12 protein-coding genes and 1 pseudogene are annotated in these 10813 nt (G+C 70.0%); 5 read left to right on the top strand and 8 right to left on the bottom strand.

Going from position 1 to position 10813, the window contains the following annotated elements; genetic code table 11:
- From ACYVE7_RS20195 to ACYVE7_RS20185, 3 genes are all read right to left on the bottom strand, one after another.
- Positions 1-136: NTP transferase domain-containing protein (locus ACYVE7_RS20195; RefSeq protein ID WP_460366516.1), on the bottom strand; the 136-nt coding region annotated here is incomplete at its 3' end.
- A 67-nt stretch (positions 137-203) separates the two neighbouring features.
- Positions 204-1202, bottom strand: a complete 999-nt coding sequence (moaA, locus tag ACYVE7_RS20190; protein ID WP_460366514.1) for a GTP 3',8-cyclase MoaA — start codon at positions 1200-1202, stop codon at positions 204-206.
- 56 nt (positions 1203-1258) lie between these two features.
- Positions 1259-1810 carry a CGNR zinc finger domain-containing protein gene (locus ACYVE7_RS20185; protein WP_460366513.1) on the bottom strand — a complete coding sequence of 184 codons (552 nt, stop codon included), beginning with the start codon at positions 1808-1810 and terminating at the stop codon, positions 1259-1261.
- 203 nt (positions 1811-2013) lie between these two features.
- On the opposite strand from ACYVE7_RS20185, the gene ACYVE7_RS20180 reads away from it, so the two are divergent.
- The gene (locus ACYVE7_RS20180; RefSeq protein ID WP_460366512.1) at positions 2014-3327 is read left to right on the top strand and encodes an L-lactate MFS transporter; all 1314 of its coding nucleotides are present in this window, start codon (positions 2014-2016) and stop codon (positions 3325-3327) included.
- Here ACYVE7_RS20180 and ACYVE7_RS20175 read toward each other — a convergent pair.
- Positions 3324-3902 carry a hypothetical protein gene (locus ACYVE7_RS20175; protein WP_460366511.1) on the bottom strand — a complete coding sequence of 193 codons (579 nt, stop codon included), beginning with the start codon at positions 3900-3902 and terminating at the stop codon, positions 3324-3326. The genes ACYVE7_RS20180 and ACYVE7_RS20175 overlap by 4 nt on opposite strands.
- Positions 3903-4134: 232 nt before the next feature.
- Here ACYVE7_RS20175 and ACYVE7_RS20170 point away from each other — a divergent pair, with 232 nt between their 5' ends.
- Entirely contained in the window at positions 4135-4653 is a 519-nt protein-coding gene (locus tag ACYVE7_RS20170; RefSeq protein WP_460366510.1) for a PaaI family thioesterase, read from the top strand.
- 84 nt (positions 4654-4737) lie between these two features.
- On the top strand, positions 4738-5931 hold the full coding sequence (locus ACYVE7_RS20165) for an RtcB family protein (protein ID WP_460366509.1): 1194 nt from the start codon (positions 4738-4740) through the stop codon (positions 5929-5931).
- A 52-nt stretch (positions 5932-5983) separates the two neighbouring features.
- Here ACYVE7_RS20165 and gmd read toward each other — a convergent pair whose 3' ends face one another.
- Positions 5984-7060 (bottom strand): GDP-mannose 4,6-dehydratase, encoded by a 1077-nt coding sequence (gene gmd, locus ACYVE7_RS20160; RefSeq protein WP_460366508.1) that lies wholly within the window; start codon positions 7058-7060, stop codon positions 5984-5986.
- A gap of 105 nt (positions 7061-7165) precedes the next feature.
- On the opposite strand from gmd, the gene ACYVE7_RS20155 reads away from it, so the two are divergent.
- Together ACYVE7_RS20155 and folP are read left to right on the top strand one after the other, a co-directional pair.
- Positions 7166-7528, top strand: a complete 363-nt coding sequence (locus ACYVE7_RS20155) for a Rieske (2Fe-2S) protein (RefSeq protein ID WP_460366507.1) — start codon at positions 7166-7168, stop codon at positions 7526-7528.
- A gap of 41 nt (positions 7529-7569) precedes the next feature.
- The gene (folP, locus tag ACYVE7_RS20150; protein ID WP_460366515.1) at positions 7570-8355 is read left to right on the top strand and encodes a dihydropteroate synthase; all 786 of its coding nucleotides are present in this window, start codon (positions 7570-7572) and stop codon (positions 8353-8355) included.
- 40 nt (positions 8356-8395) lie between these two features.
- Here the strand turns inward: folP and ACYVE7_RS20145 are convergent, their stop codons facing one another.
- The 3 genes and pseudogenes from ACYVE7_RS20145 to ACYVE7_RS20135 all read right to left on the bottom strand — a co-directional run.
- Complete coding sequence (locus ACYVE7_RS20145; RefSeq protein WP_460366506.1) at positions 8396-9253, bottom strand: LysR family transcriptional regulator; 858 nt, start codon at positions 9251-9253, stop codon at positions 8396-8398.
- Between the two features lie 83 nt (positions 9254-9336).
- Complete coding sequence (locus ACYVE7_RS20140) at positions 9337-10233, bottom strand: Lrp/AsnC family transcriptional regulator (protein WP_460366505.1); 897 nt, start codon at positions 10231-10233, stop codon at positions 9337-9339.
- A gap of 201 nt (positions 10234-10434) precedes the next feature.
- Positions 10435-10813: pseudogene (locus tag ACYVE7_RS20135) on the bottom strand (AfsR/SARP family transcriptional regulator); the annotation flags it as partial.

Here is a 10813-nt window from a genome sequence, read left to right as displayed (position 1 = left end):
CGGGCCCCACCACGATCAGCCGGCCGGCCCCGGTCACGGCCCGCGCCACCCGGACGATCAGCGGCAGCCCACCGACGACCGCGCCCGGTTTGTCCGCGCCGCCGAGCCGCGTCGCCGAGCCTCCGGAGAGGATCACCGCATCGAAGTCCACGGGCCCATTCTCACTGACCCGGCCGGATCGGCGCGGCAGGCGGGGCGGACGGTCAGCCGCCGATCGCGGACATCGGCCGGTCGGGCTGCAGGAAGCTGGGGTCGTCGATGCCGTGGCCGGGACGCTTGGCGAGGATCGAGCCGTTCCAGCGCTCGATCAGCTCGTCGTCGGTGGCTCCCGAGCGCATCGCGTCGCGGAGGTTTGACTCCTCGCGGGCGAACAGGCAGTTGCGAATCTGGCCGTCGGCGGTCAGCCTGACCCGGTCGCACGCGCCGCAGAACGGGCGGCTGACCGACGCGATGATCCCGATCTTGGCGCCGTCGACGCGGAAGGTCTCGGCGGGCGCGCTGCCGCGCTCGGCGCTGGGCTCGGGAACCAGCTCGAAGTGCTCGCCGAGCAGCGCCAGGGTCTCCGCCGCGGTGATCATGCCGGAGCGCGTCCAGTGGTGCTGGGCGTCCAGCGGCATCTGCTCGATGAACCGCAGCTCATAGCCCCGGTCGAGGCAGTAGCGCAGCAGCGGGACGGCCTCGTGGTCGTTGACGCCGCGCATCAGCACCGCGTTGACCTTCACCGGGGCCAGCCCGGCGGCGACGGCGGCCGCCAGCCCGTCGAGCACGTCGTCCAGCCTGTCGCGGTGGGCGAGCCGTTTGAAGGTATCCCGGTCGAGGGTGTCGAGCGAGACGTTGACCCGGTCGAGCCCGGCGTCCTTCAGCGGCTGCGCGAGCTTCGCCAGCCCGATCCCGTTGGTGGTCAGCGACACCTCGGGCCTGGGCTCGAGCGCGACGGTCCGCGCGACGATCCCGGGCAGCCCGCGCCGCAGCAGCGGCTCGCCGCCGGTGTAGCGGACCTCGGTGATCCCGAGCCGCTCCACCCCGATCCCGACCAGCCGCAGCACCTCGTCGTCGGTCAGCAGCTCAGCGTTGGGCAGCCAGTCGAGACCTTCCGCGGGCATACAGTACGTGCAGCGCAGATTGCACCGGTCGGTCAGGGAGACCCGCAAATCGGTCGCCTGACGCCCGTACCCGTCGACCAGTCGCACCAGCGTCGTCATCCGACCAGCTTATTCCCTGTAGTCCCGTTCCTCGCCGTTTCCCCGGCGGTATCGGGTCAGCCGGTCAGTTCCCGGCGGCGGGCCCGGTACGCGGCGACGTGCGCGCGGTTGCCGCAGGTCTTGGAGTCGCAGAAGCGACGGCACCGGTTCCGGGACAGATCGACCAGGACCCGGCCGCAGCCGTCCGCCGCGCACACCCGCAGCCTGTCGATCTCACCGGCGGCCACCACCTGGGCCAGCGCCATCCCCATCTCGACGGCCAGATGCTCGCCGATCCGGCTGCCCGGCACATGGTGGTGGATATGCCAGTCGTAGCCGTCGTGGTCGGTGAGCTGGGGTTCTGTCCGCACCCCTGCCAGCAGTTCGTTGACCAGACCGACGATCTCGGCGGTGTCGTCGGAGTGGAAGATCTCACCGAACCGGGCGCGGAGCCGGCGCACCTCGGCGAGGTCGGCGGCGTTCATCGCGGGCACCCGGCTCACCTTGGCCGTCTCGACGAAGACCGCCAGCGCCGCGAGGTCGCCGAGCCGGTCGGGGCCGCCCGCCGCGCTGTTGACGAGCTCCACGGCGACCCCGAGCGCCCACTCGGTGTCATGAGAGAAGATCACGTTCGCACCTGACGGGGATCACTGAAGCGGATGTCCCGGACAGTACCAGGATTCAGGGCCCATGCTGCCAGAACACTGTCCGTTCTTGGCTTTCCGTAGCCTTCCCCACCACCCGGCGGGTGGTTTCATGCTGTGGGCAAAAGGGTTCACAGGCCGGGGGGCGTGAATTGTATCCAGGCGCGGCACCGACACGTCAGGATCCGGTGTTCGACGTGAGGGACTTCCACGTCCCCAGCACACGCGGCGTCGGCTACGGGAGCGGCAGGCACCGCAAGCGGCCGGCCCTGTCCCGGATCGCCGAACGCGGGACCGCAGGGCCGTCCCGGCTGTTCATCGCCTGCGGCGCACTGCTGTTCCAGATCTCCCTCGGCGGCATCTACTCCTGGAGCGTGCTCGCCCGCGCCCTCCAGGAACCGGGCAACGGGTTCGCGCTCAGCCGCGCCCAGGCCGTCCTGCCGTTCACGCTGGCGATGGGCGTGGTGTTCCTCGGCACCTTCCTCGGCGGCCGGTTCCAGGACCGCAAGGGGCCGCGGGCCGCCGCGCTGCTCGGCGGGACCCTCTACTCCGCGGGCACCATGCTGTCGTCGCTGGCCACCGACAAGAGCATGTTCTGGCTGATGCTGGTGTCCTACGGGGTGATCGGCGGGCTCGGGCTCGGCATCGCCTACATCGTGCCCGTCGCGATGCTGCAGAAGTGGTACCCGGAGAAACGCGGGCTGATCACGGGCGTCGCGGTGGGCGGGTTCGGGTTCGGCGCGGTCCTCATCTCACCGCTCGCCCAGTTCCTCGTCGACGCCTACCGCGACGAGCCCGCACGCGCGTTCCTGCCGCTCGGCCTCTGCTACCTCCTCGGCACGGCCCTCGGCGCGTCGGTGTTCCGGAACCCGCCGCCGCAGCCGCGCAAGGGCGGCCGCGCCGACTTCACCATCGGCGAAGCGCTCCGCACCCGCCAGTGGTACATGCTGACCGCGATCCTCACCCTCAACACCATCGCGGGCATCGGCTTCGCCGCCGTCACCGCCAGCGCCGCCGTCGCGATCACCGGCATCGGCGCGGCGGCCGCCGCGGCCCTCACCGGCACCATGGGGATCTTCAACGGGACCGGCCGGATCCTGTGGGGCTGGCTGTCGGAACGACACGGCCGGATGCGGATGTTCACCCTCATCCTGGCGATGGAAGGCGTCTGCCTGCTGAGTCTCCCCCACGCGACCGCGCCCCTGCTGTTCGTGCTGCTCGCCGGGATCATCTTCGCCAACTTCGGCGGCGGCTACGCCGTCATGCCCGCCACCACCGGCGACTTCTTCGGGCTCAGCCACGCGGGCGCCATCTACGGGCTGATGAACGTCGCCTGGAGCATCGGCGGCGTCATCGGCCCCCTCATGATCAGCAACATGGCGGCTGACGGGTCCTACGACACCGCGTTCACCACGCTCGGCATCATCGTGCTGGCCACCACCGTGCTGCCCCGCCTCACCCGAGTCCCCGGACGCCGGTCGGGACGACGCCGGTACGCCTAACCGGCCAGGCTGTAGTGGGGGTCCGCGACGACCGGGTAGGCGGCGCCCTCGTGCTGGACCCGCATCACCAGGATGCTGCCGTCCAGCTCGTAGAAGGCGCGGATCGGCCGGAACAGCGAGTCGCACGCCCACGGGCTGTAGAACCGTCCGACGGTCGCGCCGTAGCGCAGGTTCACCACGTCGAAGCCGCCCGAGGGCATCGGGTCGAGCGCGAGGCCGTCCGCCAAAGTGATCGGGAACCGGAACGCCGTCGGCGCCTCGGGCCCGTGCACCACCGTGACCAGGCGGATCCCGTCCGACGTGGTCTGGGCGACGATGTCGGTGTCGACGTCCACCCCGACGAAGACCCGGAGCGACGGGCGCAGCACTGTCGCGGCACGGTCACCGGCCTGGGCGTCGATCGCCAGATGGATCCGGTTGCCGTCCTTCGTGGCGGCCCAGACACCCTCCCGCGCGCGGCCGCCCCACTGGACGCCCTCGTGGTCGAGCTCCTGCGGCTCGACCTTGCCCCGTGCGACGAGCACCTGCGAGGCGGCGTTCATCGCCGCGGTCGCCCCGTCACGCGCGTGCCGCATCGGCACAGCCCCCTCCGCCTGCTTCTTCCGTAAGCGCGCCCGCCGAGACCGGTTGGCGCTGCTTTGGTTTATCACGTGTGTTACCGACGTGAAGAACTTTGGCCCCTTCGAGCATCAACCCGTGAAGGGTCGGACACAATCGGTAGCGAAAACGACCCCACGGTCACCGTGGGCCCGTCCTGGTTCCATAATGGTCTGTCCCGCAACGGGCGCCGACACGAGGGGAGAACCGTTGAACGAGCACCTGGACGAGGCGGCCACGATCCGCATCGCCGATCTGCCGGAAGCCGACCAGGAGTTCGTCCGGACCGAGCTGCGCCGCAACACCCCGCTCCACCATCTGCTCGCCCTGGAGATCGTCGAGATCGGCCCCCGGCACGCGATCCTTTCGATGCCGGTCAGGGAGGAGGCGTTCAACAGCACCGCGAACCTGCACGGCGGCGCCCTCGCCACCCTCATCGACGTCGCCGCCGGCACCGCCGCGGCCCGGGGCAGCGGTTTCAAGCCGGGCGAGCAGTCCCTGGTCACGGCCGATCTGCACGTCCGCTATCTGGGTCGCCCGCACGGCGACACCGTCTACGCCCGCGCCGAGGTCATCAAGGTCGGCCGCCAGCTCGTCATCGTCGAGTGCCGCGTCACCGACCCCGAGTCCCGCATCGTCGCCACCGGCGACTTCTCCATGATGATCGTCCCCCAGCGCCAGCCCCTCCGCCCCATAGCCGACGCCCAACCCCACGACCCGGATCTGTGAAACACCCGAAAACCGTTTGAACACACCGTCCCTTTTCTGGCTTCATGTTCTCGGCACCACCCCCGAGACGAAAAGGAGACGGTGTTGCCTTACGAGATTCTGCGGGGCGGCACCGTTCCCATCAAGATGTGGACCGACCCCGCGAGTGTGGAGGATTCCGCGCTCCAGCAGCTCAAGAACGTCGCTTCTCTCCCCTGGGTTCATGGTGTGGCCGTCATGCCCGACGTCCACTATGGAAAAGGCGCCACGGTCGGTTCCGTCATCGCGATGCGTGATGCGGTCTCCCCCGCGGCGGTGGGCGTCGACATCGGCTGCGGAATGACCGCGGTGAAGTCCAGCCTCACCGTGGAGGACCTGCCCGACGACCTCGCCAAATTGCGCTCCCGGATCGAGAAGGCCATTCCCGTGGGGCGGGGAATACACCGCACCGCGGTCGATCCGTCCGGTGTGCAGGGGTTGAAAGAACGCGGCTGGTATGAGTTCTGGAAGGGCTTCGACGAGCTGCACCCCGGCGTCCGGAACAAGCTCGGACGCGCAATGTCCCAAATGGGGAGTTTGGGAGGAGGGAATCACTTCTGCGAGGTCTGCTTGGATTCGTCAGGCTCCATCTGGATTGTTCTGCACTCCGGTTCGCGGGGCATCGGCAACGAACTCGCCGGGCATCACATCGAGGCCGCCCAGAAGCTCCCCCACAACCAGGATCTGCCCGATCCCGATCTGGCGGTCTTCCTGACGGGCACGGCCAAGATGGACGCCTACCGGCACGATCTGTTCTGGGCCCAGGAGTACGCGCGCCGCAACCGGGCGATGATGATGGCGATGGCCCAGAACGCGGTCGCCGCGCATCTTCCGGGCCTGCGGATCCGCTGGGAGGAGGCCATCTCCTGCCACCACAACTACGTGGCGGAGGAGACCTACGACGGGGTGGACGTCATCGTGACCCGCAAGGGCGCGATCCGCGCCGGCAAGGGCGATCTGGGGATCATCCCGGGTTCGATGGCCACGGGCACCTACATCGTCCGCGGTCTCGGCAACCGGCACGCGTTCAACTCCGCGTCCCACGGCGCGGGCCGGCTGATGAGCCGTACCCAGGCCCGCAAGCGGTTCACCGTGCAAGACCTGGAGGAGCAGACGGCCGGCGTCGAGTGCCGTAAGGACTCCGGGGTGATCGACGAGATCCCCGGCGCCTACAAGGACCTCGACGCGGTCATCGAGGCCCAGCACGACCTCGTCGAGGTCGTGGCCCACCTCAAGCAGCTCATCTGCGTCAAGGGCTGAGCCTCCGCCGGAACACCGGCGCCCCGTCGTCGCGGGGCGCCGGCGGCGGGGCTTACCAGTGGTCGGTGCCGAATTCGGCGCCGTCGGAGGAGGCGAGGAGCTTCAGGTCGGATTCGACCATCATGCGGACGAGTTCCTCGAAGGAGACCTCGGGCTCCCAGCCGAGCTGCTCGCGGGCCTTCTTGGGGTCGGCGCAGAGCAGGTCAACCTCGGCGGGCCTGTTGTACTTGGCGTCGATGACGACGTGGTCCTCCCAGTTCAGCCCGACGCAGTCGAACGCCAGCCGGACGAGCTCACGGACCGACTGGGTGACCCCGGTGCCGATCACGTAGTCCTCGGGGGTGTCGGCGGCCAGCATCATGTGCATGGCACGGGCGTAGTCGCCCGCGAAACCCCAGTCGCGGCGGGCGTCGAGGTTGCCCAGCCGCAGTTCGGTGGCGAGCCCGAGCTTGATCCGCGCCGCCCCGAGAGTGATCTTGCGGGTGACGAACTCGGCGCCCCGGCGCGGCGACTCGTGGTTGAACAGGATCCCGCTGACGGCGAACATCCCGTACGACTCACGGAAGTTCTGGGTGATGAAGTGGCCGTAGGCCTTGGCGACGCCGTAGGGGCTGCGCGGGTGGAACGGGGTCAGTTCGTTCTGCGGGGTCTCCCTGACCTGCCCGAACATCTCCGACGACGACGCCTGGTAGAACCGGATCTGGGCGGCGGGCTCGACCGTGCGGGACTGGCTGATCCCCGAGACGACCCGGATGGCCTCCAGCACGCGCAGCGGGCCCATGCCGGTGACCCCGGCGGTGAGCTCGGCCTGCTGCCAGGAGAGCGGGACGAAGGAGATCGCACCGAGGTTGTAGACCTCGTCGGGCTGCACCCGTTCGACGGCGGAGATCAGCGAGCCCTGGTCCAGCAGGTCACCCGTGGTGATCTTGATGTCGCCGATGTGCTTGCGGAGCCGGGCGACGTGCGGATTCGCCTGACCGCGCACCAGACCCCAGACCTCGTATCCCTCCGCGAGCAGGTGCTCGGCGAGGTACGACCCGTCCTGGCCGGTGATGCCGGTGATGAGCGCTCGCCTGGTCAGCGGAACCCCCCTCTGATGTGCCTGGAGGCACGGCCTACAAAAACACAAACAATTCGTGTGAAAGACGAGGTTATCGACCTTCTGACTCTCCTGAGTAGTCCGGGGCACGGTAAGACCCGAACGTGATTCGACTCGCCAGTCGGATCCGGCTGTGTGAGGCTCGGCAACGTGCGCGACGACCTGCCGCTCGTGGCGGTGTGCCCGGTCGGTGAGATCATGCCGGGTGAGATCCGCCCGGTGCCCGGGCTGCCGATCCTGCTGTGCCGGTCCGGTGATTCACTGTATGCGGTCGCGGCGCTCTGCCCTCACGCCGGAGCGCTGCTCGAGAGGGGGAACCTGGTGGAGGACTGTCTGGAATGCCCGTTGCACGGGGCCAGATTCGCGCTGGCGGACGGGCGGGTGCGCCGCGGGCCGTCCGGGTCGGCGCTGACCACCTACCCGGTCGTCCTCCAAGAGGGAAAGATCTACGTCTCGCCCCGGGCCAACCCCCGCAGGCGGGGCTGGTGGCGCCGGTGAACCCCCGGCTGGGCAAGCGCACACTGGACGGTTTCGCGGTGATGGCCGTGGTGAACCGCACACCCGACTCGTTCTTCGACCAGGGCGCGACCTTCGGGTTCGACGCGGCGATGGCGGCCGTGGACCGTGCCGTGGCCGAGGGCGCCGACATCATCGACATCGGCGGGGTCAAGGCCGGGCCTGGGGACGACGTGGACGTCCGGGAGGAGCTCCGGCGGGTCGTGGACACCGTCGCGGCCGTCCGGGAGCGGCATCCCGGGATCGTGATCAGCGTCGACACCTGGCGCGCCGAGGTCGGCGACGCCGTCGCCGAGGCGGCCGCCGACCTGCTGAACGACACCTGGGGCGGCCCCGACCCCGAGCTGGCGGTCGTGGCGGCCGAGTACGGGCTGGGCCTGGTCTGCGCCCACGCGGGCCGTCAGGAGCCGCGGACGCGCCCGCACCGCGTCGCCTACGACGACGTGATGGCCGAGGTGATCACCCAGGTGACGGCCGAGGCCGAACGCGCCGTGGCGCTGGGCGTCCGCCGCGACGGCATCCTCATCGACCCGGCCCATGACTTCGGCAAGAACACCCGCCAGTCCCTCGAGGTCAGCCGCCGGCTGGCGGAGATGGTCGCGACGGGCTGGCCGGTCCTGGTGGCCGTGTCCAACAAGGACTTCATCGGCGAGACCCTGGGCCGCCCGGTCGACAAGCGCGGTGTGGGCACGATGGCCGTCCTGGGCGTCTCGGCGTGGCTGGGCGCCCGGGTCTTCCGCGTCCACGACGTGGCGGGGGCCCGGCGGGCGCTCGACCGGGTGGCCGCCTTGCGCCGCACCGCCCCCTGAGGCGATCGCCGGGCCCCGCCACGTCGTCTCGATGCTCTCGCTAGGCGCTCGCCTCCTTCGCGAACGCCAGGAACTCCCGCGCCAAGGCGGGGAGCGGACGGTGGGCGTGGACGAGGCCGATGGTCCGGGTGATCGGGGGCATCAGTGAGCGGAGCGCGAGCCCCTCGACGTCCTCGACCTGGTTGCGGTACCAGAGCAGGGAGCCCCGTCCGGCCCTGACCCAGCCGAGCCAGGCGCCCCTCTCGTCCGATTCGACGGCGACCACGGGGGTCGCGCCGATCCGGACGAGCATGGCGTCCATCTCGGCCCGGCGGGCGGTGCCCTTGGTGGGCATGATCAGGCGCAGCCCCTCCAGCTCCTTGAGCGGGACGGGGTCGCGCAGTTTCAGGCCGGGAGGCGAGATCAGCACCACCTCCCGCTGCTCGAACGGGTGGGCCGCCAGATCGCCCGGCACGGGGAGGTCGGTGACCGCCAGGTCGGCCCGGCCCGCCCTGAGGGCGGCGCCGACGGCGTCCCTGCCTTCGCACCTGACCACCCGTACCCGGACGGCCGGCTGGTCCCGGGCGAACCGGGGCAGCAGCCGTCCGGTCAGCTCGGGCTCCAGCGTGGGCGTGGTGGCGATGCGCAGTTCCGCGCCTCGCCCGTTCCCCCGGGTGACCGCCTCGATGGCGTCGACCGCTTCCAGCGCTATCCGGGCCTGGCGGACCACCTGTTCCCCCGCGACGGTCAGCACCACCCCCCGCCCGGACCTGGCGAACAGTTCGATGCCCAACTCGCGCTCCAGTTCCCGGACCGCGCGGGAGAGCGCGGGCTGGGCGACATAGAGCGCTTGTGCCGCCGACGTCATCGTGCCGTGGTCGGCGGTGGCCACGACGTAGCGCAACTGCCGCAGATTCATGCTTCGACGGTATGGCAACGAACGCCGGCGGTCCGGGACATGACGGAAAGCCACCGGTTGTAACTAGTTACGTCACTGGTTCACTAACGGTCCGGCAGGTCCGCCGCGTACGACTCCTTCACGACGTCGAGGACATGCCAGGAATCGAGCAGCTGCACTCCGGGGACGGCGCGGACGGCGTCGAGGACGTCGACCAGCGCCGCCGGCGACGACGCCTCGGCACGGCCGATCAGATCGAAGCGGCCGAACCCGGACGCGAGATAGCGGACGCCCTCCAGAGCGCCCACCTCCTGCGCGACCCGGCGGACCGACGATCCGGCGACCACCCCGAAGGCGGCGAGTTCCAGGCTGCCGAGCGCGGCCGGATCGGCCAGGCCCGTCACCTGGATGACGCCGGAGCGCATCAGCCGGACGACCCGGGCGCGGGTGGCCGCCTGGGACAGTCCGATGATGCCGGCGAGGCGGGTGTAGGGGGCGCGGCCGTCGCGTTGGAGCTCCTGCAGGAGCCGCCAGTCGATGTCGTCGAGTGCGACGTCACCGAGCGGGCGGACCACCGAATGGGCGTCCTTGGCGACCTCCACGGCGCGGAACACCTCGACGGAGGAGACTCCGCCGAGCTGTCTGATGTCGTCGACGACGACCGCGAGCGCGGCGTCGTCTCTTGCTCTGGCCTCGGCCACCACGGCGTGGGGGCCGGTGGTGAGTCCGGCGAAGCACAACGCGGGATGTTTGGCGAGCTCGCGGGCGACGTCACGGGCGGGTCCGGCACTGGCGATGGCGAGATGCCCGACCGCGCTGGCGCCGATCACCTGCGCGTGCACGATGCCGACGACTCTGACGACACCGTTCTCGAGCAGGCTTTGCACCCGGGCCCGCACGGCGGTGCGGGACAGCCCTACGCGGTCGGCGAGTGCCTGAAAGGTCGCCCGGCCGTCCCGCTGGAGCTCGCGGACCAACACGGAGTCCACTGCATCCAGCACGAATTTTCCTCCTGTTTTGGGGGGTGCCAGGCCGGTCGTGACCTGCAGTCATCAGACGCAAGATCCTTACATTTTCCGGCCCTTGGGGGGAAATTATGATCTTGCTCGTGTTTGCCCCGTTCCAAGACACACGAAGTGCCAGCGAAACGGGACGAGACAGGCGAATGAACGGTGACGCCAGAACCCTGCATGTCCGGACGTCTACGTACATGGGCCCGCCTCCTCGGTGGCGTTTCCCACTTCTGTCCTGATGGACAGCCCGCGCGCGAAAGCACGGACCAGACCCGGCTGGCGGAAACGCATTTGTCCGCTGTCGGCACATCGCACGGCCTCCAGCAGCCGCGCGTCCACCAGTTCCTCAATGAGATCGTCGGTCTCCTCGCGGGTGAAGGACCCGTCCGCCAGGCGGGAGAACACCGTGCGGGCCGGCGCGGAGACTCCCGCGAGGCTCGCGGCGATGCCGCGCCGGACGTCCAGATCACCGTGCGCGAGCTCGGCCAGCCGGTGCTGGTCGTCGCTCAGCCTCGCCACGAGGTCCGCCAGCCGCCAGTGCGGCTTGCCCGCCAGCCGGGCCCCCGCG

Source organism: Actinocorallia lasiicapitis (assembly GCF_054778695.1).
This window is presented reverse-complemented; position numbering and strand designations above follow the sequence as displayed.